The organism is Acidovorax radicis N35 (assembly GCF_000204195.1).
Taxonomy (GTDB): domain Bacteria; phylum Pseudomonadota; class Gammaproteobacteria; order Burkholderiales; family Burkholderiaceae_C; genus Acidovorax; species Acidovorax radicis.
This window is the reverse complement of sequence record NZ_AFBG01000023.1, coordinates 62,094-87,799: the sequence shown is the minus strand read 5'-3', so window position 1 is coordinate 87,799 and position 25,706 is coordinate 62,094. Positions and strand designations below refer to the sequence as shown.

Genomic DNA, 25,706 nt, shown 5'->3' with positions numbered 1-25,706 from the left:
ACAGGAATGCCGGAGGTTGCGACCAAGTCTGCTCAGGTTTTTCAAACTAATGGCGGCAGGTTGTCGCCAAGAATTTTGGCTGTTGCGCTTACTGCTGCAAACGCTTGCCTTTGAGTTGGGGATTCGCCTCTGTGCGCAACCATATTGCGAGGTTCTACGAGGGCGGATTTGATATTTTCAGGAACAGCGAAACCCATTGCTCTCGCTAGTTCAACTCTGCCACTGAGCATTCTGAACTTCTCGAGGATCTTGTCTGTATACGGGAGTTGATCGAGGCGGAGGCGATTTTCAATGGCCTGCGTGAGAGCAATCTCCGACGCAACTGCAGTTTCAACAATAGCTTTTCTAAAGTCCTTTTCCTTGATGGCCCGATACGCCGCCAGTTGAAACCGATATGGAAGCGACAACTCTGTATCGCTCGACGCCAACATACAAGCCTTCTCGATCTGAGTTTGAGTCAAAGCAGGATCGGGGGCCGCCGGATCTTCGTAAACAGCGACTTGAGTTCCCTTTTTTTTATATGGGCGTTCCTGTTTGCCTGATTGATCAAAAACAAATAAGTTCAGATCGCCTGGGGACGGACTTACTACTGTCGTTGAATTGGCAAACCATCGCGTGCTGAACAGGTCAAACCCGTCAAAAAGTCGGGTTCTCCATCGATCGAAATTTTGATAGACAGCGGTACTCAGTTCTGCCGTCTTGTCGGGGATAGTGTCAAACCACAGCAGCGCACGCAATACTTCAGGATGACCGTCCGGGTACTGGTATGCATGCCGAAGTCCCCACAAAATTGGTGGATCTCCCTGCCTCCACGTCTTTGCATCCTTAGGCGGTACAAGGGGTTCGCGCAGTGGGTCAGCCGGCCGCCCTGATTCGATGGGTTCCGAGGGGAACTCAAAGTGTCCTTGAACACCACCGATACAGATGGGGAAGCTAGTACCAAGTACCTCTTTGAGACAAAGCAACGGTTGTTCGAACTTAACGATGCCGTAAATTCGAACTGCTGCCAAATTTCCAGCCGAGACTGCGTCGGAAGTTTCCACAGTAGTAGTCTCCTAGCGGCGCATTGTTCCAAAAATTGGCTCAGAGGGATTCTGTCGCCCGCCCCAGCGCCTGGTCCACATCCCACAGGATGTCATCCAGATCCTCAATCCCCACCGACAGCCGCACCATGTCCGCGCTCACGCCTGCGCGGGCCAGCTCTTCTTCGCTCAGCTGGCGGTGGGTGGTCGATGCGGGGTGGATCACCAGCGTCTTGGCGTCGCCGATGTTGGCCAGGTGGCTCAGGAACTCGCAGGCGTCGATGAATTTCTCTCCGGCCGACGCACCGCCTTTGACGCCAAAAGTCAGGATGCCCGAGGCCCCGGGCGTGCCATCCACGGCACGGAACTGCTTTTGCGCCAGATCGAAATACGGCGAATCCGCCAGACCGGGGTAGTTGACCCACGCCACCTGCGGATGGCTTTGCAGAAACTTCGCCACGGCCAGCGCGTTGCGGCAGTGCTCGCGCATGCGCAGGTGCAGCGTTTCGGCGCCTTGCAGCAGCTGCCACGCGTTCATGGGCGACAGCACGCCGCCGAAGGTGCGGTTGACCTCCATGCGCGCCTTCATGGTGTAGCCAAAGTCGCCAAAGGTCTCGTAGAACTTCACGCCGTGGTAGGCGCGGCTGGGCTCCACCATCTCGGGGAAGTTGCCGTTGTCCCACGGGAACTTGCCACCCTCCACCACCACGCCGCCCATGGTCGTGCCGTGGCCGCCGATGTACTTGGTGGCGCTGTGCACCACTATGTCGGCGCCCAGCGCCAGCGGGTTGCACAGGTAGGGGCTGGTCACCGTGTTGTCGATGATGAGCGGCACGCCGTGGGCATGCGCCACCTCGGCCACGGCGGCGATGTCAAGCACGTTGACCAGCGGGTTGCCGATGGTTTCGCCATACACGGCGCGGGTGTTGGGGCGCATGGCGCGTGCAAAGTTCTCGGGGGCGGCCGGGTCCACAAAGGTGGTCTCTATCCCTAAGCGCGCGAAGCCCACGCCCAGCTGCCCCACCGTGCCGCCATACAGCGTGCTGGCCGCCACGATGTGGTCGCCGGTCTTCAGGATGGCCAGCAGCGCCGCCATCTGCGCGGCCATGCCGCTGGCACAGGCCAGGGCGGCGCGGCCGTTTTCGAGGCTTGCAATGCGCTCCTCGAACACCGCCACCGTGGGGTTGCTGATGCGGCTGTAGACGTTGCCAAAGGTCTGCAGGTTGAACAGGCTGCTGGCGTGCTCCGCGTTGTCGAACACAAAGCTGGTCGTCTGGTGGATGGGCGTGGCACGAGCGCCAGTCACGGGGTCGGGCTGGGCGCCGGCGTGGATGGCGCGGGTGCCAAAACCGAAGTCGCGGTCGGCGCCGGAGGGGTGGTTGGAAGACATGATTTTGAATAAAATTGGCCGCCAGCGCTTGATGGATAAGCGCTAGGAGCTATGAATTTGCTAGTAAGGCAGCTGTCGCAGGCGTTTGGCGCTGATGACGCGGGTGTTCACGCCCATCCAGCCCAGGCCGCCAAACAGCCGCGCGTGTTCGATCTTCACGCAGCGGTTTTCGATCACCTGGAGCCCGGCGGCCTTCGCCTGCAGGCGGGCAGTCTCATTGAACACGCCCAGCTGCAGCCACAGGCAGCGCGCGCCGATGGCAATCGCCTCCCCGGCCAGCGGCGGAATGTCCTCGCTCTTGCGAAAGCAGTCCACCATGTCGATCCGTTCGCCCCGGGCCGCCAGCGCCTGGGCGGCATCGGCCACGCTGGCGTAGGCCGTCTCGCCCAGAATCTGCCCGCCCTCGCGCGCGACGAGCGGATTCACCGGCACGATGCGGTAGCCGTGCGCCTGCATGTATTTGGCCGCGAAATAGCTGGGCCTGTGCCATTGGGGCGACAGTCCCACCACCGCAAGGGTGCGGCAGTGCGTCAGAATATCGCGCAGGGTGCTGATGGTGTCGGGCGTGCGTTTCATACATGGCAGTGTATGGGGGCGAACTGCTGCGGCGCCAGAGCCCCGCGTTGTCCACCAACACTGCCATCAACACTGTGGCCCCGCCCCAGATTCCGAGGAGATCCCGTGCAGAACCCCCCACGCGCCCGCCGCGCCACTGGCCTTGTGGCCGCCGTTGCCCTGTCCACCATTGCCCTGAGCGCCTGCACACCGCCGCGCGCCCCCGATGTGCCCAAGGTCCAGCGTGTCACGACCTACGCCTGTGACCGTGGCCCCATGCTGGTGGTGCACTGGCCCGCCCAGCCCGATGGCCCTGCGCTGCTGGAGATGAACGGCCGCACCGTGCCGCTGCAGCCTGAGCGTGTGGTCACCGGCTTTGGGTACGGCGACGGTGGCACTTACATCCGTGGCCAGGGCAACACGATGTTCTTCCAGGCGCCCCGTGTGCTGCGCGTGAACTGCGTGGCGCGCTGAGCCGAGCCCGCCACACTCGTAAAAACTGGCGTGCTCCCCACACCAGTGCCACCGTGGAACTGGCTCTGCCAGGCCACAGGTGGCGTCCCCCGCCGGGGGAAGGCGCGCAGCGCCTCAGGGGGGCTTCCTACTTGTACTTGATGCTGCAGCCATACGGCTGTGTCGTCGCCGCCGAGATCGGCTTGCCCGCCAGCGCCTCCGACAGCCCCACCTTCACGTAGTTGGTGGCTTTCTCGATGTCGGCCGGGCGGGCCGAGGGGATGCTGTCGATGCCGCCCGCATAGACCAGCACGCCCTGCGGGTTGACGATGTACAGGTGCGGCGTGGTGCGCGCACCATAGCTTTTGCCCACGGTGCCTTCCTCGTCCATCAGCACGGCGGTGGGCACGGCCTTGCGTTCGGTGAGCCAGGCCGTGAGTTTGGCGGGCTCCAGGTAGTCGCTGCTGGCCTTCTCGGTGGAATTGACCGCCAGCCACACCACGTTCTGGCCAGTGGCATCCTTCTGTGTGGCGGGCATGTTGCCGCTGTCGTAGTGCTTGCGCACAAACGGGCAGCCGGGGTTGGTCCATTCCAGCACCACGTGCTTGCCCTTGAAGTCCGACAGGCGCACCGTCTTGCCGGTGGCGTCCTTGAGCGTGAAGTCGGGGGCGGGCTGGCCCACGGTGGCGGCGGCCTGGGCGCCCAGCGCGACCAGGGCGGCGGTGGCGATCAACGTACGGCGAAGCAGCTTCATGGCAGGTCTCCTAGCGGTTGGCGGGGGGCGAATTGTTCTGGCAATCAACAGGGCAGCGTGGAGGGGTGCTACTCGGCGCGCAGTGACCGGGTGGCCCCTCAGACAATCAATTTGGACGGGGTCGAAGCTCGCCAGGGGGGACTCCTGGGCGGGCCTTGCTGTGTGCCCACAGCCCCACGCCCGCCGCGATCATCGGCAGGCACAGCCACTGCCCCATGCTCATGCCCAGCGACAGCAAGCCCAGGTGGGCATCCGGTTCTCGGAAATATTCGGCGATGAAGCGGAACACACCGTAGCCCACCAGGAAGGCGGCGGCCACCTGGCCCGGGCGGCGTTCTTTGCGCGCATACAGCCACAGCAGGATGAACAGCAGCAACCCTTCCATCAGAAACTGGTAGACCTGCGATGGATGGCGTGGCTGCAGCGAGCCGCTGTGCGCAAACACCATGCCCCAGGGCAGGTCCGGGCTTGCAACACGGCCCCACAGTTCGCCGTTGATGAAGTTGCCCACGCGCCCCGCAGCGAGGCCTGTGGGCACACAGGGCGCCACAAAGTCGGCCACCTGCAGCCAAGGGCGCTTGCGCGAATGCGCAAACCACAGCATGGCAACCACCACGCCCAGCAGGCCACCGTGGAACGACATGCCCGGGGTCCAGATCATCAGGATTTCCAGCGGATGGCTCAGGTAGTAGGCGGGCTTGTAGAACAGGCAGTAGCCCAGGCGCCCACCCACCACCACGCCCACCACGCCAAGGAAGAGGATGTCCTCCACATCCTTGCGTGACCAAGCGCCAGGGCCGCTGATGGAGGCGAACGGTGCGTGGTGCAGGCGCAGACGGCCCAGCAGCAGGAACAGCCCGAAGGCTGCGAGGTAGGTCAGGCCGTACCAGTGAACGGCCAGCGGTCCAAGCTGCAGCGCGACGGGGTCGATGGCGGGGTAAGTCAGCATGGGGCGGCGTTATGGCTGGGGGTTTTCAAATACATCGCATGCCGTGCGCTTGCAGTATTCCTGCCCTATAGCTGGGCAATGGTGGCGCGCACCTCGTCCACGCTGAGCACCTCGGTCAGCACCACGGGCGGCTTGCCGGCCCGGTAGAACACATACACGGGCACGCCGCTGCGGCCCAGCGCCGCCAGCGCGGCCGTGATGGCGGGGTCGCGGCGCGTCCAGTCGGCGCGCAGCAGGGCCACGTTTTTGGTCTGCAGGTCGGCGATCACGTCGGTGTTGGCCAGCGTGGTCTTCTTGTTGTACTGGCAGGTCACGCACCAGGCGGCGGTGAAGTCCACAAACACGGGGCGGCCCGTGGCCACGATCTGCTCGGCCGCGCCCGGTGCCCAGGGCTGCCAGCCGTTGGTGGATGCCTGGGGGCTGATTGGTGTGGTGGGCACGTTGGTGATATGCGGCGCAAAGGACCAGACCAGCAAGGCCATGGCCGCGACGGACACGGTGGCCATCCACACCCGGGCGCGGCCCGCCAGCGACAGCGCCCACACCACCAGCGACAGGCCCACCAGCAGGATCAGCAGCGCACCGGCGCCGTCGATGCCGCTTTGCTGGCCCAGCACCCACACCAGCCAGACCACGGTGGCCAGCATGGGGAAGGCCATGAGCTTGCGGAAGGTGTCCATCCACGCGCCGGGGCGCGGCAGTGCGCGGGCCACGGCGGGGATAAAACTGGCGGCCAGAAACGGCAGCGCCAGGCCCAGGCCCAGCGCCGCGAACACGGCCAGCGCCTGTGGCGCGGGCAGCGTGGCAGTGAGGCCGAGCGACGCGCCCATGAACGGTGCGGTGCAGGGCGATGCCACGGCAACAGCCAGTACGCCGGTGAGGAAACTGTCGGCCACCGGGTGGCGCGCCTGCAGGCTGGCCACCGAGGAGGGCAGGAAGTGCCCGAACTCGAACACGCCTGCCAGGTTGAGCGCGATCAGCGTGAACAGCGCCGCCAGTGATGCCACCACAGCCGGCGACTGCAGCTGAAAGCCCCACCCAACGGCCTCGCCCGCCGCGCGCAGGCCCAGCATGAGCGCGCCCAGCGCAATGAACGACAGCACCACGCCAGCGGTGTAAGCCATGCCACTCAGCCGGTGCGCTCTGCGGTCCTGCGCATGCTGGGTGAAGCCCACCACCTTGATCGCCAGCACGGGGAACACACAGGGCATGAGGTTGAGGATGAGGCCACCCAGCAAGGCTCCCAGCAACGCGGCCGTCAGCGTGAGCGACGATGCGCCCGAGCCCGCAGCCGATGTTGCCGCTCCCCCCGCTTGCGCTGCATTGGCTTTGAGCGCGGCCTCCAAGGCAGGCGATACGCTGGCCACCGAGGCTGCGGGAGGCCAGGTGCCCAGCACCTTCAGCTCGGCACGGTAGCCGGTGCGGGTGTCGGGGCCGGTGCCGTGGCCTGGCGCTGCCTGCTCGGCCACCACAACGGGCATCAAGTTGGGGCTGGCGCTGCGCTGGGCCGAAAGGGGAATCTGCGCCGTCCATACGCTGCCATTCCAGGCCTGCTTCCAACTGGCGGCGTTGTCGATGACCTCAGCGGTTTCGGGGAACAGGTCCAGCGTCTTGCCCCGCAGCGCCACGGGCAGGCCGTGCACGCTGACCTGCAGCGTATTGCCATCGGCAATCTGCGCCTGGCTGTCCGGCACGATGCCGGTGGTGCCCGCCAGCACCGGCCGGGGCTGTACTTTGGCGGCGGCGTCAAACGCGGCACCGTTCAGCGCGGTGGTGCTGCGGATGGGCAGCTGCAGTGTGAACTCGCCCTCTTCGGGAATGCACTCCTTGCGGCAGACCAGCCACGAGGCGCGCAGCTTGATGGTCGCGTCCTGCACCAGCGGGCCCGCGGCGAAGGTGCTGGCCACCGTGACGGGGATGGGCAGCAGCACCGTGCCTTCATAGCCGTAGTTGGCCAGCGTGCCGATGGGGATCTTCCTGGGCAGGGGCCAGGCGATCTCGCCCGCGTCCAGGCCCGCGGGCAGCGTCCAGGCCAGGTCGGTGGGCAGGCCGGAGTCGCCGGGGTTTTTCCAATAGGTATGCCACTCGGGCTGGTGGGTGATTTGCAGCCCCAGCCACAGCGGCTGGCCGGGCGCCACGCCCTGGGGCGCATGGGCCAGCAGCTCGGCACGCACATAGGGCGTGGTGACCACGCTGGTGCCTGGGGCACCGGATTTGGAGCCAAATTGGGCGCTGGCGCTTGTCCATAAAGCGCTGACAGCTATCAAAAGCAGAGTAACTGCAAGGCGGTGGAGCAGGCGGTGGGGCATGGTTGCAGTGTGGGAGCGGGCGCAGCGCCGTTGGTTCCGGTGCTCGCCCGTCCATTCCAGTGAATCCGACATTGTGCGCGGGGACGCACCGCCCCCGGAAACTGTCGCCCCACGCGGGACACCCGTGTGGGACGCAGCGCAGCGGCCCAAGGGCCATCGCGCGCCGCCCCATGCTTGGAGCCCCTCGCCTTTTGAAACTGGCGCGCCCTGGGCGAGTGCACCCGTGGATCCGGCTTTGCCGGTCCACCGGGTGCGTCCCCCTCTGGGGGAAGCCGCGCAGCGGCTCAGGGGGCTACTGAGTAGTCAGGGTCAATTCCGCACGCGGTGTCCACTTTTCAGGCGGGTTGCCCGCCTTGGGGGCGGCCACGAACAGCCGCTCCACGGGCAGCTTCTGCGACACCAGATACGAACGGATGGCCTGGCCGCGCTGCGTGGCCAGATCAGCCGCCATGGCCTCGGTGGCCGGCTGGTTGGCCAGCAGCAGGGCTTCCATCTCGGGCACGGTGAGTTCCTTGGCCAGGCCGACCAGGTTGCGCGGCTTGGGCATGTCGGCGCGGCGGTACACCTCCTTGAGCAGGGCGGGGTATTCAGCCGCCGACACGGGGGCGGTGTCCGCCGGGTTGGCGCGGCGCTTTTCGGCCAGCACCAGCTGCTGCACGCGTTCGCGCTGCAGGCCTTCGCGTTCCTCCTTGAGGCTGGCCATGCCCGTCACGGTGATCTTGAGGGTGGGACGGTCGGTCAGGGCCTTGACCACCTTGCCCAGGTTCTGCTGCGCCTCGGGCGTGAGCGCGGCGCTGCCGGGGGCAAAGGGCACGTTGCTCATTTCGTCGCCACCGCCAAAGGCACTGGCCAGCAGGCTGAAGGGCGAGGTCAGCGCCTTGCCGATCAGGTTCACGATGATCTTGAAGATCACGGGGCCGACGCGGAACTGCGGGTCGTTGAGCGAACCGCTGATGGGCAGGTCCAGGTCGATCACCCCGTTGCGGTCGGCCAGCAGGGCCACGGCCAGTTTCACGGGCAGGCTGTTGGGTGCGCCTTCCACGGGTTCGCCAAAGGTCAGCTGGTTGAGCACCAGCCGGTTGCTGGCGGTGAGCTGGCCATTGGGCAGCACCTTGTAGTTCACGTCCACGCTGAGCTTGCCGCGTTCGATGCCATGGCCCGCGTACTTGACCGCGTACGGCGTGAGCGGTGGCAGCTCCAGGTCGCGCACCTTGCCCACGATGTCGAGCGCCAGGGGCTTGGCCAGCGGGTTGAGCTTGCCGGTGACTTCGAGCGACGCCGAGCCCTCGGCGCGGCCGCGCAGCTCCAGGTCGGCCAGCACGGGCTCGCCGCCGGGGGCTTCGGACGAGAACGCGCTGAGCTTGCCGGTCAGCTCGGAGAGGTCGGCCGAGTAGTTGGGCTTGATGAAAAAGTCGGAAAACAGCACCTTGCCATTGACCAGGCTCACCGGGCCAAACACCACCACGGGGGCCAGCGGGTCAGCCTGGGCCACGGCGGCCGGGGTGGTAGACGCGGCGGCGGGGGCAGATGCTGCGGGCGCTGCGGCAGTCTGTGCGGCTGCAGGGGCGGCTGTGGGGGCGTTGGCGCTGGCTGCATTGGCGGCCTGGGCCTCGGCCGGGGTCTTGGCGATGTCGCTCAGGTTGATGCGGCCCGCTTCGTTGATCGTGATGCGGGCGAAAAAATCGACCAGGCTGGTCTCCTTGACCTCCACGCGCGGTGCGGTGCCGGGGGCGGTGGCCACGGAGAGGCCCCGCAGGTTCAGGCTCTTCCAGGCCAGCAGTTCCTCGCCCACCTGGGCTTCGGTCTTGGGGGTCGATGCGGCGGTGCTGTTGGCCTTGAGTTCTTCGACCACCGCATCGCCCGCCAGGCGCAGGCTGATGCCTTTGTCCGTTTGCGCCAGGGTCACCTGACCGCGATAGCCCACATCGGCGCGCAGCAGCTCCACCGCGAACTGGCTGGCCAGGTAGCCGTCCAGCGTGTGCAGGGGCAGGCGGGTGGCGTCGAGCTTGCCCTGGGTGGCCAGCGGCTGCAGCGCCAGCGTGCCCTGGTAGTCGAGCTTGCCCGGCGCTGTCTTGTTGCTACCGCCCTTGCCTGGCGCGGCTGCGCGGGCCGTGAGCTGGAAAGCCTCGGGCTTGCTGCCGTCGGTGGCCAGGTTGCGGGCGGTGATGCCCAGGGAGGTCACTTCCAGCGCCACGGGGCGCTGTTGCGCGTTGTCGGCCAGCGAGACGGTGCCGCCTTGCAGCGAGAAATCGGCCACGCGCAGCTTCCACGCTGGGGCGTTGGGGGCAGAAGATGGTGTGCTGCCTTGCATGACGGGTGCCGTTTTCAGCCAGCGCTCGAACATCCAGCGCCCGTCCGCGCCCCGTTCCACCGCCAGTTGTGGCTGGCTGAGCGCCAGGCGCTCCAGCGTGGCGGTGCGCGCGTCCAGGGGCACTTCGGCCCCCGCGATGTCGAGCTTGCCCAGGCTGGCCAAGGTGGTCTTGCCCTGCTTGACGGCCAACTGCTCCAGCGCCAAGGGGCCTGCCTTGACCGTGACGCCGGTGGCGCCGGCCTGCGCGGCTTGGGGGGAGGGGGCTTGCCACACCACACCCACGTCGCCGGTGAGCTGGCCGGTCACCACGGGCTCCAGCGTCTGGGCCAGGTAGGGGGCGGCCAGCTGCAGCGCCAGGGCGTTGAGGGTCGCGTTGACCTGTGCCTTCTGGTCGGTGGCTTCGCCGGTAAAACTGAGCGTGCTGCCCTGCAGGTTGAGCCCGCCTTTGAAGGTGAAGGGCTTGGCATTCTCTTTGGCAAAGGGCACGGCGACGTCGGCCGCATCCAGCGTGACCTCGGTGGCCTGCAAGGCCGCTGCGGGGCGCGTGGTCTGGTCGGCCCAGCGCAGGGTGCCGCCGCGCACGGCGGCGGTGGCGACTTCCACCACCCAGGCGGGGGCGGCCTTGGCCTTGGCTTTGCTGGAGGAAGCGGGGGGGGCAGAGGCCGATGCGGCGCTGGCGCTGGCCAGTGGCGAAGACGCCGGTTCAGCAGAAGATGCAGGCGCCGCAGGTGTGGTGGTCTTGCCCTTGACCGGCGAGGAGGGCGGTGCGGGCGGCGCCAGTTGGGCGAGGTTGATCTGCCCGGCTGCATCGCGCGTAGCAGTCACCACGGGCGCCGTCAGCTCGATGTGCTGCAGGCGCACTACCTGGTCCAGCGGGCGCACATCGGCCATGTCGATTTTCAGGCGCTCGTAGCTCAGCAGGTCGGCGCCCTGGCGGTCGGTCATGCGCACCCCGCTGGCTTGCACGGTGCCGGTCAGCTTCACGGCCATGCGGGGGTGCTGTTCGAAGGCCACCTTCACATCCGCGTCCAGCGTGGCGCCCTGCACCCTGACGGGCAGGTCGGCCGGCAGGTAGGCCAGGTACGGTGCCAGATTCAGCCCGTCCAGGCGCAGCTGTGCATCGGCCTTGCCGGTCTGCGCAAACGGGGTGCCCTGGGCGGATGAGTCGAACCGGCTGCCATCGAGCGTGAACGCCAGGTGGGGTTCCACCTTCACCTCGCGCTGCGAGGGCAGGGTGCTGATGAAGGGTACCGTGAAGGCCAGCGCGCGCACTTGGTGGGTCTTGTCCACGGCCTGGTCGATGAAGTCGATGCTGCCGCCCGTCAGCGCCAGGTTGTACAGCGCCAGGCGCGCGGGGCCGGTGTCGGGCTCGCCCGTGGGCGCCGTGACCTTGGCGATGATGTCGTCCACGTCGTAGTGGCCGTCACCCAGGTGGGTGAGGCGCAGCACGGGGTTTTCGATGGTGAAGGCGTCCACCACGGGCGCCAGGCGCAGCAGCGATTGCAGCTCGCCATCGGCGTAGATCCGGCCAATCGTCAGCTGCGGGGGCGCACCTTTGGCGCCCGCCACGGCCACGTCGCGCAGTGCGAATTCCAGGCTCCAGGGCTGGAAGTCGATGCCCCCCACGGTGACTGTGCGGCCCAATTGCTCGGAGGCGATGCGCTCCAGCGGCCCCTTGACCAGGGGCGGGATAGCCAGCCAGGTGACCAGCCACAACACGATCAAACCCACCAGCGCGCGGACGGCGGGGCGGAACCAGCGGTGCTGGCGCAGGGAGGCAAACGAGACGGAGCGCAGAGAGATCGGCATGGGCGGCAGGCAAAAGTGAGCGCCGCAGCCCCAGGACGCCTGGTGCAAGAAGTCCAAAAAAGACCGCGCGCGCGGGCCGCTATTGTCCCCGTTGTGGGTCCGGCGGGGTAAGCCATTGCAACCGGGGGCTGCGGCGGCTCAAGATTGTTGACATTTGAGGGGCGTGCTCGTCGCTGCGCTCACTGGGCAAAGCCCAGCACCACCCTGCGGGTGGTGGTTGATGCCAAGGCTTTTGGTGCGCACTCACTTGCGTTGCACGCAAATGAGTGCACCCCAAAGAAAAGCGCTCTTCGCTACGCTCACTGGGCAAAGCCCAGCACCACCCTGCGGGTGGTGGTTGATGCCAAGGCTTTTGGTGCGCACTCACTTGCGTTGCACGCAAATGAGTACACCCCAAAGAAAAGCGCTCTTCGCTACGCTCACTGGGCAAAGCCCAGCACCACCCTGCGGGTGGTGGCGCTTTTCTTTTCAATCTTCGTCACCACGATGGCGCCGAGCTCCGACGTATTGGCCACATGCGTGCCGCCGCAGGGCTGCAGGTCGATCAGCGGTGCGTCGTTGTCGCCCCCGATGCGGATGGTGCGGATGCGTCCGGTGCCACGCGGGGGCTGCACGCTCATGCTTTTGACCAGGGCAGGGTTGGCGTCCAGTTCTTCGTCACTGATCGAAGCCACCGTGAGCGGGTGCGCGGCGGCCACCAGGGTGGCGATGGCGGCGGTGAGGGCTTCCTTGTCGAGCGGGTCGGTCATCGCAAAGTCCAGCCGCGCGTAGTCGGGCGTGATGGAGCAGCCGTTGACCAGCTGCGGAACCACATGGCACAGCAGGTGGGAGGTGGTGTGCAGGCGCATCATGCGGTGGCGGCGCTCCCAGTCGATGCGGGCCGTGACGGCGGTGCCTGGTCCCTGTAGGGCCAGCTGCGCCACGCGGTCTTCCTGCCCGGGGGCGGGGATGTGCACGATGTCGCTGGTGGGGTTGCCTTCGGCGTCCTTGCCCTTGCGGGTGTCGGTGATGGCGATCTCGGTGCCGTCGGCCAGCACCAGCACGCCGCTGTCACCGGCCTGGCCGCCGCCCAGGGGGTAGAACACGGTCTGGTCCAGCACGATGCCGGTATCGGTGACGGCGGTGATGTGGGCACTGCATTCGCGCAGGTAGGCGTCTTGGCGGAAGAGGTCTTGGGTCATGCGGTGATGGTAGCGGGATGGGCGGCGGAGCGCGGCGGTGGGGCGGGCGCTATGCTGGGCTGCAGGGGTTCTGCCACCCCATCCAGTACCACCCTGCCCCCGGTTTTTTATGAATACGCCTTTGCCTTCATCGCCGTCGTCGCCTTCTCCGGCATCGATCTCGCGTGTGGCCGTCTGGGCGTCGCGCACGCTCGATGTGATGCTGCTGGGCCTGTGCGTGGTGCTGGTGGCGCTGTCGTACTACAGCTTCACGCTGTACTGCGAGAACTTTGGCTGCCTGGGCGTGGGGCTGCTTTGGATGGTGTGGGCGGTATTGGCCACCGTGGGGTGGGTGGGGGCGCTGGTGCTGCGCGCATGGCAGCGCCGCCGTGGTCTGTGCGGCAGGGCCAGCGGGCTGGCGTCCAGAGCGCTGCTGGTGATGGGCGTGGGGCATCTGTTGTACTGGCTGGGCAAGATGGCGCTGAAGTGACGCGTCCCTGAACAGGCCCTAACATCGCGGCATGACCGCTGCCGCTGCGCCCCAACCCTCCCCCCTCACCTTGCCCTCGCGCTTCTGGGCCGACCTGTCCACCCGCGACTTTGCCGCGCTGCAGCACAGCGGCCAGGCCGAACAGGTGGTCGCCGTGTTGCCGGTGGCGGCCGTCGAACAGCATGGCCCGCACCTTCCGCTGTCGGTGGATGCCACCTTGCTGCAGGGTGTGATCGATGCCGCGCTGCCGCAAATGACCGCCGACCTGCCCGTGCTCTTTTTGCCCCCGCAGAACGTGGGCCTGAGCCCGGAGCACATCCGCTTTCCGGGCACGCTCACGCTCTCGCCCGCCACCGTGATCGCGCTGTGGACGGAGATTGGCGAGTGTGTGGCCCGCGCGGGCATCAAAAAGCTGCTGCTGTTCAACGGCCACGGCGGCCAGGTCAGCGTGATGGACATCGTGGCGCGCGAGCTGCGCACGCGCTGCGACCTCATCGTCTACAGCGCCAGCTGGTTCAGCTTGCCGCTGCCCGACGCGGTGGCCAGCCAGTTCAGCGGCGAGGAGCACCGCTTTGGCATCCACGCGGGCGAGATCGAGACGTCGATGATGCTGCACCTCGCGCCCGCCACGGTGCACATGGAGCATGCGCGGGATTTCCGATCCACGTCGCAAGACCGGTCGGAGCGCTACGCCATTCTGGGCAACGGCAAAAGCGCCAAGCTGGGCTGGCAGATGCAGGACTACCACCCGGCGGGTGCCGTGGGCAATGCGGCAGGAGCCACGGCGGACAAGGGGCGGGCAGTGGTGGATGCTGCGGCAGGGCAACTGGTGGCGCTGCTGCAGGAGCTGGTGCACCTGCCGCTGCAAACCGTGCGCCCCGAGACCGAATGAGCGAGCGCATTGGTGCAGTCCCTCCCGTCCGCCTCCGCATGACCACAATCCGGCGCGCCACCTTCCCCGACAATCTCCCCGCCGTCACCGCAATCTTTCGCGAGTATGTCCAGAGTCCGACGGCCAATCTTGACTTTCAGGACTATGAGCGGGAGTTTGCGGCGTTGCCCGGCAAGTACGCGGCGCCCGATGGCTGTGTCCTGCTGGCCCTTGTCGAGGGCAGCGTGGTGGGCTGTGCGGCCCTGCGCCGCGTGGAGGGCGGCACCTGCGAGTTGAAGCGTGTGTATGTGCGGCCAGCAGCCCGGGGAATGGACTTGGGGCGACAACTGGTCGAAGAGATGCTGCGCGTTGCTCGCCAGGCCGGCTACGGGCGCATGTGCCTGGACGTGCTTCCCGAGTTTGTCGCGGCCCAAAGGCTCTATGAATCCTTGGGCTTTGTCACGGCAGAGCCCGTGAGCTTCAACCCGGTGCCGGGAACCCGGTTTCTGGCGCTGGATTTGTAGAGGGGCGGTAACGCCTCCCCACACAGGTTCCGGTGTGAGAGCGGCCTGGGGTCGCGGTGCTGCTGCCTGGCCCAGTTGGGGGCAGGCATGTCAGTTTGCTATAAATTAAATAGCTGTTTGCGCTTTCCCAATAAGCGCTAGAAGCCAAAAAATACCCAAAATTCCGGCCTCAGGCGTCAAGCATGTGTCACCCATCCCGCATGCTCCAGCTCATTCAAATGCGGCAGGGTGTTGAACGTCTGCAGCATCAGCCGCTTGGGCGCAATCGAGAACTCCGTCACCGCGCTGTTGCGGATGCGCATGTTCAGCGCAATCGTCACCTCGGGTGCGGTGCCCAGCACCTCGCCCACGGCCGTGGAGATGGGGCCGCCGCTGCTCACCAGCAGTACGTTGTGGCCCGCGTGGTGGTGGCGCACATGGTCCAGCGCGCTGCGCACACCGTTTGAAAATTCGTTCCAGCTGGGCATGCCCTGGGGGCTGATGACGCCCGCCATCCACTGCGCCAGCGCGTCGCACAGGATGCGAAAGTGCGCGCGGTAGCGCTCTGGCGTGTCGGCCGGGCCCAGGGGCTGGGGGTGAATGGCCGCGATGAGTGCGTGGCTGTCGTATTCGTTGAGGCCTGGCAATTGCAGCACTTCGTGCGTGGTCTGCAGGCCTTCGGCAATGCCTTCCAGCGTTTGCGTGTGGCGGCGCAGCGTGCCGGTGATGACGGCGTCGAACGCCATCCCCCGCGCTCGCCAGTATTCGCCCAGGCGCACGGCCTGTTCGCGGCCCCGGGCGCTGAGCACGTCATAGTCATCTGCGCCAAACGAGGCCTGGCCATGGCGCACGAGGTAGAGGGTTCCCATGCGGCGGATTGTGGCCAAAACAGGGCCCTGGCGCTTGTCACGCAAGCGACCAATGCTACTGAATGAATAGCGTTGTAGCTTGTGTGTGCAACGGGATCAGCCCGCCAGAACGCTGCTGAACATGGGCGCATCGACGTTGCCACCCGTCAACGCCAGGCCCACGTGCAAGCCCTGGAGCTGGTCGCGCTCCTGCAGCGCCGCCGCCAGCGCGGCAGCGCCTGCGCCCTCGGCCACGTTGTGCGTGTCGGTGAACAAGGCGCGCATGGCGGCGGCCACTTCGGCATCGCTCACCTGCACGATGTGGTCGATGTGCGGGGCCATCACGGCCAGGGCTTCGGGGTCTGCCACGCGGCAGGCCATGCCGTCGGCGAGCGTTGTGGTGACGGGTGCCTCGACCACGCGGCCTGCCGCCAGCGAATCGGCATAGGTGGTGGCGTGGCTGCTGACCACGCCCACCACGCGCACGGGGTGCTGCAACGCCAGCTTGGCAGCGATGGCCGAGCACGCGCCCGAGCCCTGGCCGATGGGCACATACACCACGTCGAGCTGCGGCACTGCGCGCAGGAATTCCCACCAGTAGGTGCTCACGCCACGCAGCAGGTCGGGGTGGAAGCTGGGCACCATGTGGGCGCCGCGCTGGGCGGCCAATTGAATGGCGTGTTCACGCGCTTCCTGGAAGTCGTCGCCGTGTTCGATGAGCGTGACGCCCAGTGCGCGCATGGCGGCGTTTTTCTCGACCGAGTTGCCACGCGGCACGACGATGGTGCAGGCCACGCCGTGGCGGTGCGCGGCCCAGCCCATGCTCTGGCCGTGGTTGCCGCGCGTGGCGCTGATGACCTCGGTGGGCAGGGCGCCACGCAGCGCGAGCTGGTCAAAGTAGGTCAGGCCGCCGCGAATCTTGAAGGCGCCCACGGGCGTGTGGTTTTCGTGCTTGAGCCAGCAGTCGGTGCCCAGGCGCTGGCTGAGCAGGCCCCAGCGGTACTGGGGCGTGGCGGCGAAGTCGCGGTACACCACCTCGGCAGCGGCTTCGATGTCGGCCAGGGTGGGCAGCAGGGCGGTGGGGTCGAGGCGGGTGTTCATGCGGCGGCTTTCTTTTCGGTGAGGAGGCGCAGGGCCAGCAGACCCAGGACGGTGCCCATGAAATAGCGCTGGGCGCGCATCCATGCGGCGTTGCGGTTCAGGAACAGCGCCACGCGGGCGGCGCACAGGATGAGCAGCGTGTTGACGGCTGCGCTGGTGGTGATCTGCACGGCACCCAGCGTCAGGCTCTGCAGCAGCAACTGGCCGCGCTCGGGGTGGAGGAACTGGGGGAAGAACGACAGGTAGAACATGGCCACCTTGGGGTTCAAGAGGTTGGTCATGAAGCCCATGAGGAACAGCGTGCGCGGCCGGTCGTGGGGCAGGTTGCGGGCTTCGAACGGCGCGTTGCCGCCGGGTTTGACGGCCTGCCATGCCATCCACAGCAGATACGCGGCACCGGCGTAGCGGATGGCGTCAAACGCCAGCGGCACGGCGGCCAGCAACGCCGTCAGGCCCAGCGCCGCCGCCAGCAGGTGCACGACAAAACCCAGCACCACCCCGGTCAGCGAGATGAGCCCGGCGCGTGGCCCCTGGGTGAGGCTGCGCGAGACGCAGTACACCATGTTGGGGCCGGGCGTGAGCACCAGCACGAGGGCGGCGAGTGCGAAGAGCAGCAGTTCCTGTACAGAGAAAAGCATGGTGGTTACTCCTGGGGGGTGAACGACGAGAGGGTGACCGGGCCCCGTGGCGTGCTGAGCTGCGCGGTGAGCCGGGGCGTGTTGCCGGGTGTGATGGCGACGGAGTTTGCTACCCCCACGGCTTCGCACGCGGCCTGCAGCGTGGCGGCCTGCGGATGCTGCAGCGCGAGCTGCTGCAGTTGCACACCACTGGCGGGCAGGCTGCTGCACGGGTGCACGTCGCCCCACTGGATGAGGGTGGGCAGGCAGCCGTCCATGAGGCGCAGGCCGTCGTCGCGCACGGTGATCTGCCATTGCAGCAGGCCATTCGGCGTGGGGCGGCTGGCGGTGATGACGGCGCCGCGCTCGATGCCCCGCGCCGCCAGCGCGGCACACCGCTCGGCCACGTCGGGCACGCTGGCCACCCAGTGGATCAGCTGTGGGCCGTGTTGTGCCACCTGTTGCCGCAAGGCAGCATCATCCATATCAAACCAGCGGCTGGCGCTTTCTGGTATTGCGGGAGCAGCTCCTTTGTTGATAGCAATTATTTCCAGGTAGGCGCGCGGGTGGGTGGGGCCGGAGACATTGAAGATGCGGTTGTGCGTGCCCATCAGAGGGTGTTCACCGCCCGCTGTGGGGGTGATGCCCAGCGTGCGTTCGCACCAGGCTACGCCGCTGACCAGGTCGGCGGCCAACACGACCAGATGGTCTACGCACGGGGCCAAGGGGCTCGCTGTCACAGCAGCACCTCGCCCGACACGCAGGTGACCGAACTGCCGCCCACCCAGATCGTGTCGCCGTCCTGCTCCACATAGACGCGCCCGGCGCGGCCCAGGCAGGTGCCCTGGCTGGCCACGTATTTTGTGGGGGCCAGGCCCGCGCCGATGAGCCACTGGGCCAGCGCGGCGTTCAGGCTGCCGGTGACGGGGTCTTCGGCCAGGCCGTTGTTGCCGGGGAAAAAGGCGCGCACTTCAAAGGCGATGCCTTCGGCGTCGGTGCTGCCGATGACACCGACCTTTCCGCGCGGTCCGACCACGCCCACATCCAACTGGCCCAGGATGCTGGCGTCGGGCTTGAGCGCCAGCACCTGTTCGCTGCTGCGCAGCATCACACCGCGCCAGTTGGGGCCGTTGTCGCACCAGGCGTGGTGCAGGATGTCGCTGCGGTCCACCCCCAGACCCCGGGCAATCAAGGCCACGTCGTCTTCCGCCAGCGGGCCACTTTTGATCAACGCAGGCGCGGCAAAAGCCAGGCGGTCGCCGTCCTGGCGCAGCGCGACCAGGCCCACGCCGCATTCCTGCACCACCTTGCCGGCCACCTGGGGCTGGCCCCCGGCCTGCAGCCAGGCGTGGCAGCTGCCCAGCGTGGGGTGGCCAGCAAAGGGCAGTTCGCGCCCGGGGCAGAAGATACGCACGCGGTAGTCGGCACCGGCGGCGCGGCCTTGCGAGGTGGGTGGGAGCAAGAAGGTGGCTTCTGACAGGTTGGTCCAGTTCGTGAACTCCTGCATGGTTTCGGTGGACAGGCCCGTGCCGTCCAGCACCACGGCCAGTGGGTTGCCCCGGTAGGCCTGGGCGGTGAAAACATCGACTTGTTTGAAGGGGCGTTGTTGCATGGTGGTCAGGGTCCTTGAAGCAAAAAAGCGGTGAAACGGGCGGTGGATCGGTCGAGCTGGGCACGCCGGGGGCTGACCGGGGGCCTGGGGTTCTTGGGCTTGTGTTCGGTGGGCACCTGGGGGAAGGAGTCCGCCGGGGTGGGGGTCAGCCGCTGGGGCGCGGGGTTTTGGACCAGCTCATAGCAGCACCGAGCCTTCAATGCAGGTGACGGCGCGCCCGCCCACCCAGAGCTGGTGGTCGTTGTCCTGCCGGATATGCACGCGGCCCGCGCGGCCCAGGCATTCGCCCTGGGCCACCAGGTAGCTGTGCGGGGCCAGGCCGTCGGCAATCAGCCATTCGGCCAGGCTGGCGTTGAGGGTGCCGGTGACCGGGTCTTCGGGGTTGCCCATGGGTGCGGCAAAGGCGCGCACCACCACGCCGGGCTGGGTTGTGTCGCTGGCGGTGGGGCCGACATGGATCACGCCCACGTCCTGGCCCAGGTCTTTCAGGCGCGCGTGGTCCGGGCGCAAGCCGAGCACGGTGTCCGCGCTGTCGAGCAGCAGGCCCAGCCACACGGGGCCATTGTCCAGCAGTTGCGCACCCAGGATCTGCTGGGGGCGCAGGCCCAGCGCGCTCGCAATCAGCGGCACCAGGGCGGGGCTGGGCGCGCTGCGCTTGAGGGGCGGGGCGGCAAAGGCCAGCGTGTCATCGGTCTGCGCGATACGCACCAAACCCAGCGCGCACTCCTGGATCACCATGCCGCTCTGGCGCGGTGTGTTGCCCGCCTGCAGCCACGCGTGGCAGGTGCCCAGCGTGGGGTGGCCGGCAAAAGGCAGCTCGCCGTTGGGGCTGAAGATGCGCAGGCGGTAGTCGGCGCCCGCAGCGTGCCCTGCCTCGGTGGGGGGCAGCAGAAAGGTGGTTTCCGACAGGTTGGTCCAGGCCGCAAAACGGCGCATGTCGCTGTCGTTCAAACCCTCGGCATCCAGCACCACGGCCACGGGGTTGCCGTAGCCGGGGCGGTCGCTGAAGACGTCGATCTGCTTGAAGGGGCGCTGGTGCATGGTGAGGTTCAGGAGAGAGGCTGGTCCAATACGCCCCGAGCGCCGGGGCGGGTGCTGACCGCGTTGTACCACCGCTCCAGGTGCGGCCGTGCGATGCGGTCCTGCGGCAGGCCCCACCAGCGGTGGATCTCGCAGCCCACGGGAATGTCGGCCATGGTGAACTGCTCCCCCGCCATGAAGGGCTGGCGCGCCAGGTGGGCGTCCAGCATTGCCAGCAGGGGCTCGGTGGCCGCCACCGACGCGGCAATCAGCGCATCGTTGCGCTGGGCTGGGGGCGTGCGTATCCACTGAACAAAGGCATCGCGCCCGGCCGGGTTCAGGGTGGTCTGCTGCCAGTCCATCCACTGCTCGGCCACAAAGCGCTCGCGCAATGCGTCGGGGTACAGCGCACCCATGGAATGCCGGGCACACAGGTAGCGCACGATGGGGTTGGATTCCCACAGCACGGTGTCCGTATCCTCATCCTCAATCAGCGGCACCAGGCCGTTGGGGTTGAGGCCGAGGTAGTGTGCCTCGCGCACGATGCCGTACTGGCCGCCCGCGTCGGTGCGCTGCAGCGTGATGCCCAGCTCCTGCGCTGTCCACACCACCTTGCGCACATTGATGGACGACAGGCGCCCCCAGAGCCTCAGCATGGATCAGCCTTTGTTCTGCTCATCGCGTATCGAAGCGGCCAGTGCCGCGATGCCGGTCGCGATCTGCTCCACGCTGGAGGTCACGAACGACAGGCGCAGCGTGCGCGGGTCGGCGTTGTCGGCATAGAAGGCCGCGCCGGGCACGAAGGCCACGTTGCGCTCCACGGCCTTGGGCAGCAGTTCGACGGCACTCATGCCTTCGGGCAGGCGCACCCACAGGAACATGCCGCCGTCGGGGCGGTTCCATTGCACGGAGAGGCCCTGCATTTCCTTGTCGAGTGCCGCCAGCATGGCCTCGCACTGCTGCTTGTACAGCGCGCGGATGGTGGGCACATGGCGGTCCAGGAAGTTGCCCTTCATCACCTCGGCCACCAGGCGCTGGTTGTAGCCGGGGGTGTGCAGGTCGGCCGCCTGCTTGGCCTGCAGCAGCTTGGGGTACACCGCCTTGGGCGCCACGACGAAGCCCAGGCGCAGCCCGGGGGCCAGCACCTTGGAGAACGAGCCCATGTAGATGCAGCCATCGGGGTTGCGGGCGGTGAGCGGGGCGGGTGGTGGGTTGTCGAACCACAGGTCGCCGTAGGGGTTGTCCTCTACCAGCGGCAGGTTCAGTTCGGCGGCAGCCTGCACCAGGGCGGCTCGGCGGGCTTCGCTCATGGTGCGGCCCGTGGGGTTCTGGAAGTTGGGCAGCACGTACAGGAAGCGCGCCTTGTTGGCACCCGTGCCCACCTTGGCCTTCAGGTCGTCAATCAGAACGCCTTCATCATCGCTGGCCACGGACACCACGGCAGGCTCCATGGGCGTGAAGGCCTGCAGCGCGCCCAGGTAGGTGGGTGTTTCCACCAGCACGCGGCTGTCCGTGTCGATCAGCACCTTGGCGATCAGGTCCAGGGCTTGCTGCGAGCCGGTGGTGATGAGAATCTGCTCGGGGTCCACGCTCCAAGGCAGGAAGTCGGCGATGGCCTGGCGCAGCGGGGCATAGCCTTCGCTGGCGGCGTATTGCAGTGCAGCTGGGCCATCATTGGCCAGCACGGCGGCGGAAGCTTCGGCGAAGGCCGACACCGGGAAGGTCTTGGGTGAGGGCAGGCCACCCGCCAGGCTGATGATGCCGGGCTTTTCCGTGACCTTCAGGATTTCGCGGATGACCGAAGGGTTCATGCGCTCGGCGCGGCGTGCCAGGGTCCAGGTGCTGGTCTGTGGGAGGTCGTTCAGTTTCACTCTCGTTCTCCTGTGGGCGGTTCGCAAATGACCACCCTGTTGCAAAGTCTAAAAAATCGGAATGCGCGGGCCGTGCCGGGCGCTCTGTCAGTCCACGATGAACAAGGTGGCACCCTGTGGGGATGTGGACCGATGGGGTTCTGCATTGTCGGCCACCTGGTAGCTCATGCCCGGCGTCAGCGTGAACCGGCGGCCGTCGGCCAGCTCGGTGTGCAATTCTCCGCCCAGGCACAGCAGCACGTGGCCCTTGACGCACCAGTGGTCCGACACGTAGCCCGGTGTGTACTCCACCATGCGCACGCGCACGTCGCCGAACTGTTGCGTGCGCCAGAAGGCCTGGCCGGCCTCTGCGCTTTTTTCTTCGCGCGGAATGCCAGACCAGTCGGTGGTGGCAAACGGGATGTGGTGTATTTGCATGAATGTCAGTCCTTCAAGGAAACCACCGCTTCGATCTCCACCGCGAAACCGCGCGGCAGCGAGCCCACGCCCACGGCCGAGCGCGCATGCCGCCCCGCATCGCCGAACACCTCGACCAGCAGGTCGGAGCAGCCGTTGATGACCTCGGTGTGCTGCATGAAGTCGGGGGTGGCGTTGACCATGCCCAGGACCTTCACGACGCGGCGCACGCGCGACAGGTCGCCCAGTGCAGCCTTCATCGTCGCGATCAGGTGCAGTCCCACCTCGCGGGCATGGTCCCTGGCTTGCGCGGCGCTGATTTCGCGCCCCACCTTGGGCACGTTGGCCATGTCTTCGCGGGTGGGAGAGCCCTTGCCCGACAGGTACAGCGTGTCGCCGTCGAGCACATAGGCGTCAAAGTTGCCACGGGGTGCGGTCACGGCGGGCAATACCAGGCCCAGTTGCTGCAGGCGTTGTTCCGGGGCGATGGGGGTCATGCGGGGGCTCCTTGGTGAACGGGCATCTTCTTGCCCACAAATACGGTGGCGATCACGGCCAGTGCAAACACCACCGTGACGGTATCCAGGCGCTCTCCGAGCAGCGGCACGGCAAAAAGCAGGCTCAGGAAGGGCTGGATCAGCTGGATCTGGCTTACGCGCACGGCACCCAGTGCCAGCGCCCGGTACCAGGCAAAGAAGCCGATCCACATCGAGAACAGCGCCACATAGACAAAGCCCAGCCAGCTCATGCCGCCGATGGCCGAGGGCACGGCGGGTGCAAACCACCAGGCGATGGGAATGGTCAGTGGCAGGGAACACACCAGGACCCAGCAGATGACCTGCTCGGCCCCCAGCCTCGGCGTGAGGCGGGCGCCGCCGATGTAGCCGAACGCGCCCGTGGTCATGGCAATGAGCAGGTAGATGTTGGCTGCGCCCAGGTAGATGCCACCCGCACGCCACACCATGAACCCCAGTACCAGGCCGCTGCCCAGCACGGCGCAGGCCCAGAAACCGGCGGAGGGCCGTTGCCGGAACCACAGTGCGCCCAACAGGGCGGTGGACAGTGGCAGCAAGGCGGTGACCACGGCCCCATGGGTGCTGGGCACATGGCGCAGCGCGAGGGCCAGAAACAGCGGAAACCCCACGATCACGCCAAAGGCCGTGATGGCCAGCAGCGGCCATTCGGCTTTCCGTGGAAGGTTGAGGCGCCCGCGCACATGCTGCAGCCACAGGTAGGCGATGGACAGCAGCCCTGCCACGGCAGCGCGGCCGAACGTGACAAACCAGGGCGACAGCTGCGGCGCGTCGGTGGGCCCCACGGCAAGGCGGGTCATCGGCAGGGTGGCCGCAAACAAGGTGACGCCCACCAGCCCCCAGATCAGCGCTTCGCGTTCTTGTGCGTTGTTCATAGGGAAAGCATCCAGAGGGCGGTGGCGACGAGCACCAGGGCCAGTGCGCGGTTGAACCAGAGCAGGCGCTGGCCCTGCGCCAGCCACTGGCGCAGCAGCGAGCCGATGAGCGCGTAGGCAAAGTTGCTGGTGAAGGCAAACACCATCATCACCCCACAGATGATGGCGAGACGCTCGCCCGGATTGGTCGAGGGCTGGCCTGCGGCGTTGACCACCCAGCCTGCGCTGAGCGTGAGCGCCAGCATCCAGGCCTTGATGTTCACGAACTGCAGGCCCACGCCTTGCCAGAAGGTCACGTTCAGGCGCGTGGTGTCGACCTCGGTCATCTGGCCTGCGCGGCTGAGCTTCCAGGCCAGCCAGAGCATGTAGGCCACGCCCAGCAGCGTCACGGCCCAGCGCAGCGCGGGCACGCCGGTGATCAGGGCGCCCAGGCCCAGGCCGCTGCCCAGCATGAGCAGTGTCCAGCCCGTGGGCACCGCGAAGCAAAAGCGCAGCGCGCGCTTGAGACCCAGGTTCGCGGCCAGTGCAGTGGACAAGGTGGTGTTGGGCCCCGGCGAAAAACTCATCGCGGTGCAGAACAGCAGCAGGGCAGTCAGTTCGGGGGCGGTCATGGGCAGGTGTTTCCGGGCTTTTTGGCGGGTGGCTTGTCAGCGCCTGGGCTTCAATGTAATCTTCGATGCCAGTACACAATCAATACAGTTAAGCAGCGCAGTTCGTGATCTGTATTGGCTGCGATAACAGTACACAAGGACACGGCCATGCTGATGAAAACCACCACCCAGTCGCTGACCGAGCAGCTGTCGGCGCGTTTTGGCGAGCGCATCCGCAACCGGCTGTTGGCACCTGGCGCGCGCCTGCCTTCGGTGCGGCAGTGCGCGCAGCAGCATGGCGTGAGTCCTTCCACTGTGGTGGCAGCGTATGACCAATTGCTGGCGCAGGGCCTGGTGGAGGCGCGCAAGAATCGGGGCTTCTTTGTGCGCGAGATGGCCACAGGACAGGTGGAGCGGGTGCCGGAGGACGACGAGACGGGAGCCCAGGAGGTCGAACGTGCCATGGGCAACTGGAGCACCGCGCACTGGTTTGCGGCCCGTGGCGCCGGGCGCGGCGCTGCGCGGGGGGCGCCGCCGGTCAATGCCACGGCGCTGATCCGCGGCATGTTCCACAAGATCAGCGACAAGCCGCAGCCCGGCATGGGGGTGTTTCCGCCCGCCTGGCTGGAGTCCACGTTCATGCCCGCCGCTGTGCGCAAGGTGACCAGCACGCGCGCGCTGAATGATTTTTCACTGCAGTACGGCGAGCCACTGGGCGATACGGGGCTGCGCCGGGTGCTGTCCAAGAAGCTGGCCACGCTTAACGTGCATGCGGCCCCCGAAAACATCATCACCACCGTGGGCGCCACACACGCACTCGACATCGTGAGCCGCACGCTGCTGCGCCCGGGCGACCCGGTGATGGTGGAGGAGCCCGGCTGGGCGGTGGAGTTTGCGCGGCTGGCGGCGCTTGGCATGCACATCTTGCCCGTCCCGCGCCGCGCCGACGGGCCCGACCTGGAGGTCATGGCGAAATACTGCGAGGTGCACCAGCCAAAGCTCTACGTGAGCGTGAGCGTGTTCCACAACCCCACGGGCTATTGCCTGTCGCCGGGCAGCGCACACCGCATCTTGCAGCTGGCCAACCAGTACAACTTCCATGTGGTGGAGGACGACACCTACAGCCACATTGCCCCCGAGCACGCCACGCGCCTCACGGCGCTGGATGGCCTGCAGCGCACCATCTACGTGAGTGGTTTTGCCAAGATCCTTGCGCCCAACTGGCGCATCGGTTTCATGGCGGCACCGCCTGCGCTGGTGGAGCAATTGCTGGACACCAAGCTGCTGGCCACGCTGACCACGCCCGCGCTGCTGGAAAAGGCCCTGGCCCTGTGCATCGAACAGGGCCAACTGCGCCGCCACGCCGAGCGCATCCGCACGCGGCTCGATGCTGCGCGTGCGCGCAGCGTGAAGCTGGCGCTGGGGGCCGGATGCACCTTTGCGGCCGAGCCTGTGGGCCTGTTTGGCTGGGTGGAGACGGGGGTGGACACCGACGCGCTGTCGCAGCGCATGCTGGACGAAGGCTACCTCCTGGCGCCCGGCGCGCTGTTCCATGCAGAGCGCAAACCCAGCACCCTCATGCGCATCAACTTTGCCACCACGCAAGAGGCGGAGTTCTGGAAGACTTTCGAGCGTGTGCGGGCAGAGCAGGGCCGGTGACCCCAGGC

At 66.9% G+C, this 25,706-nt stretch carries 25 protein-coding genes; 5 read left to right on the top strand and 20 right to left on the bottom strand.

Going from position 1 to position 25,706, the window contains the following annotated elements:
* Nucleotides 1–41: 41 nt before the first annotated feature.
* From ARADN35_RS28100 to ARADN35_RS0122235, 3 genes are read right to left on the bottom strand one after another with little or no spacing between them, the layout of a single operon-like run.
* The gene (locus tag ARADN35_RS28100; RefSeq protein ID WP_139019230.1) at nt 42–1,043 is read right to left on the bottom strand and encodes a hypothetical protein; all 1,002 of its coding nucleotides are present in this window, start codon (nt 1,041–1,043) and stop codon (nt 42–44) included.
* A gap of 40 nt (nt 1,044–1,083) precedes the next feature.
* Nucleotides 1,084–2,412 (bottom strand): O-acetylhomoserine aminocarboxypropyltransferase/cysteine synthase family protein, encoded by a 1,329-nt coding sequence (locus ARADN35_RS0122240; RefSeq protein WP_010466168.1) that lies wholly within the window; start codon nt 2,410–2,412, stop codon nt 1,084–1,086.
* A gap of 60 nt (nt 2,413–2,472) precedes the next feature.
* Nucleotides 2,473–2,988, bottom strand: coding sequence for a CoA-binding protein (locus ARADN35_RS0122235; RefSeq protein ID WP_010466166.1), 516 nt, complete (start codon nt 2,986–2,988; stop codon nt 2,473–2,475).
* A 105-nt stretch (nt 2,989–3,093) separates the two neighbouring features.
* On the opposite strand from ARADN35_RS0122235, the gene ARADN35_RS0122230 reads away from it, so the two are divergent.
* Nucleotides 3,094–3,441: a hypothetical protein gene (locus ARADN35_RS0122230; RefSeq protein ID WP_010466164.1), complete on the top strand. Its 348-nt coding sequence runs from the start codon at nt 3,094–3,096 to the stop codon at nt 3,439–3,441.
* A gap of 127 nt (nt 3,442–3,568) precedes the next feature.
* Here the strand turns inward: ARADN35_RS0122230 and ARADN35_RS0122225 are convergent, their stop codons facing one another.
* The 5 genes from ARADN35_RS0122225 to ARADN35_RS0122205 all read right to left on the bottom strand — a co-directional run bounded on the left by ARADN35_RS0122225 (nt 3,569) and on the right by ARADN35_RS0122205 (nt 12,733).
* Complete coding sequence (locus ARADN35_RS0122225; RefSeq protein ID WP_010466162.1) at nt 3,569–4,174, bottom strand: thioredoxin family protein; 606 nt, start codon at nt 4,172–4,174, stop codon at nt 3,569–3,571.
* 106 nt (nt 4,175–4,280) lie between these two features.
* Nucleotides 4,281–5,123 (bottom strand): prolipoprotein diacylglyceryl transferase, encoded by an 843-nt coding sequence (gene lgt, locus ARADN35_RS0122220; RefSeq protein ID WP_010466160.1) that lies wholly within the window; start codon nt 5,121–5,123, stop codon nt 4,281–4,283.
* A 65-nt stretch (nt 5,124–5,188) separates the two neighbouring features.
* The gene (locus tag ARADN35_RS0122215; RefSeq protein ID WP_029414295.1) at nt 5,189–7,432 is read right to left on the bottom strand and encodes a protein-disulfide reductase DsbD family protein; all 2,244 of its coding nucleotides are present in this window, start codon (nt 7,430–7,432) and stop codon (nt 5,189–5,191) included.
* A 292-nt stretch (nt 7,433–7,724) separates the two neighbouring features.
* Nucleotides 7,725–11,552 (bottom strand): DUF748 domain-containing protein, encoded by a 3,828-nt coding sequence (locus tag ARADN35_RS0122210; RefSeq protein ID WP_010466154.1) that lies wholly within the window; start codon nt 11,550–11,552, stop codon nt 7,725–7,727.
* A gap of 419 nt (nt 11,553–11,971) precedes the next feature.
* Nucleotides 11,972–12,733, bottom strand: a complete 762-nt coding sequence (locus tag ARADN35_RS0122205) for an alanyl-tRNA editing protein (protein WP_010466152.1) — start codon at nt 12,731–12,733, stop codon at nt 11,972–11,974.
* Between the two features lie 109 nt (nt 12,734–12,842).
* On the opposite strand from ARADN35_RS0122205, the gene ARADN35_RS0122200 reads away from it, so the two are divergent.
* The 3 genes from ARADN35_RS0122200 to ARADN35_RS0122190 are packed head-to-tail and all read left to right on the top strand — an operon-like array spanning nt 12,843 to nt 14,597.
* A complete protein-coding gene (locus ARADN35_RS0122200; RefSeq protein ID WP_244265937.1) occupies nt 12,843–13,202 on the top strand; it encodes a hypothetical protein in 360 nt (119 codons plus the stop codon).
* 31 nt (nt 13,203–13,233) lie between these two features.
* Nucleotides 13,234–14,094, top strand: a complete 861-nt coding sequence (locus tag ARADN35_RS0122195) for a creatininase family protein (RefSeq protein WP_010466148.1) — start codon at nt 13,234–13,236, stop codon at nt 14,092–14,094.
* 38 nt (nt 14,095–14,132) lie between these two features.
* On the top strand, nt 14,133–14,597 hold the full coding sequence (locus ARADN35_RS0122190) for a GNAT family N-acetyltransferase (RefSeq protein WP_029414294.1): 465 nt from the start codon (nt 14,133–14,135) through the stop codon (nt 14,595–14,597).
* Between the two features lie 176 nt (nt 14,598–14,773).
* Here the strand turns inward: ARADN35_RS0122190 and ARADN35_RS0122185 are convergent, their stop codons facing one another.
* From ARADN35_RS0122185 to ARADN35_RS0122130, 12 genes are all read right to left on the bottom strand, one after another.
* Complete coding sequence (locus ARADN35_RS0122185; RefSeq protein WP_010466144.1) at nt 14,774–15,445, bottom strand: histidine phosphatase family protein; 672 nt, start codon at nt 15,443–15,445, stop codon at nt 14,774–14,776.
* A 96-nt stretch (nt 15,446–15,541) separates the two neighbouring features.
* Nucleotides 15,542–16,525: a threonine dehydratase gene (locus ARADN35_RS0122180; RefSeq protein WP_010466143.1), complete on the bottom strand. Its 984-nt coding sequence runs from the start codon at nt 16,523–16,525 to the stop codon at nt 15,542–15,544.
* Nucleotides 16,522–17,163, bottom strand: coding sequence for a LysE family translocator (locus tag ARADN35_RS0122175; protein WP_010466140.1), 642 nt, complete (start codon nt 17,161–17,163; stop codon nt 16,522–16,524). Before ARADN35_RS0122175 ends, ARADN35_RS0122180 begins: the two co-directional genes overlap by 4 nt.
* 5 nt (nt 17,164–17,168) lie before the next feature.
* Nucleotides 17,169–17,882, bottom strand: a complete 714-nt coding sequence (locus ARADN35_RS0122170) for a VOC family protein (RefSeq protein WP_029414293.1) — start codon at nt 17,880–17,882, stop codon at nt 17,169–17,171.
* Nucleotides 17,879–18,754: a PhzF family phenazine biosynthesis protein gene (locus ARADN35_RS0122165; RefSeq protein WP_010466136.1), complete on the bottom strand. Its 876-nt coding sequence runs from the start codon at nt 18,752–18,754 to the stop codon at nt 17,879–17,881. Before ARADN35_RS0122165 ends, ARADN35_RS0122170 begins: the two co-directional genes overlap by 4 nt.
* Before the next feature lie 177 nt (nt 18,755–18,931).
* Nucleotides 18,932–19,795, bottom strand: a complete 864-nt coding sequence (locus tag ARADN35_RS0122160; RefSeq protein ID WP_010466133.1) for a PhzF family phenazine biosynthesis protein — start codon at nt 19,793–19,795, stop codon at nt 18,932–18,934.
* A gap of 8 nt (nt 19,796–19,803) precedes the next feature.
* Nucleotides 19,804–20,430, bottom strand: coding sequence for a glutathione S-transferase (locus ARADN35_RS0122155; RefSeq protein WP_010466131.1), 627 nt, complete (start codon nt 20,428–20,430; stop codon nt 19,804–19,806).
* A 3-nt stretch (nt 20,431–20,433) separates the two neighbouring features.
* Nucleotides 20,434–21,645 carry an aminotransferase-like domain-containing protein gene (locus ARADN35_RS0122150; protein WP_010466129.1) on the bottom strand — a complete coding sequence of 404 codons (1,212 nt, stop codon included), beginning with the start codon at nt 21,643–21,645 and terminating at the stop codon, nt 20,434–20,436.
* Nucleotides 21,646–21,732: 87 nt separating this feature from the next.
* Nucleotides 21,733–22,062 (bottom strand): DHCW motif cupin fold protein, encoded by a 330-nt coding sequence (locus tag ARADN35_RS0122145; protein WP_010466128.1) that lies wholly within the window; start codon nt 22,060–22,062, stop codon nt 21,733–21,735.
* Between the two features lie 5 nt (nt 22,063–22,067).
* Nucleotides 22,068–22,538 (bottom strand): RidA family protein, encoded by a 471-nt coding sequence (locus tag ARADN35_RS0122140; protein WP_010466125.1) that lies wholly within the window; start codon nt 22,536–22,538, stop codon nt 22,068–22,070.
* On the bottom strand, nt 22,535–23,449 hold the full coding sequence (locus ARADN35_RS0122135) for a DMT family transporter (RefSeq protein ID WP_010466123.1): 915 nt from the start codon (nt 23,447–23,449) through the stop codon (nt 22,535–22,537). Before ARADN35_RS0122135 ends, ARADN35_RS0122140 begins: the two co-directional genes overlap by 4 nt.
* Nucleotides 23,446–24,060 (bottom strand): LysE family translocator, encoded by a 615-nt coding sequence (locus ARADN35_RS0122130; protein WP_010466121.1) that lies wholly within the window; start codon nt 24,058–24,060, stop codon nt 23,446–23,448. Before ARADN35_RS0122130 ends, ARADN35_RS0122135 begins: the two co-directional genes overlap by 4 nt.
* Before the next feature lie 147 nt (nt 24,061–24,207).
* Between ARADN35_RS0122130 and ARADN35_RS0122125 the strand changes: the two genes are divergently transcribed.
* The gene (locus ARADN35_RS0122125) at nt 24,208–25,698 is read left to right on the top strand and encodes an aminotransferase-like domain-containing protein (protein WP_010466119.1); all 1,491 of its coding nucleotides are present in this window, start codon (nt 24,208–24,210) and stop codon (nt 25,696–25,698) included.
* Nucleotides 25,699–25,706: the final 8 nt, after the last annotated feature.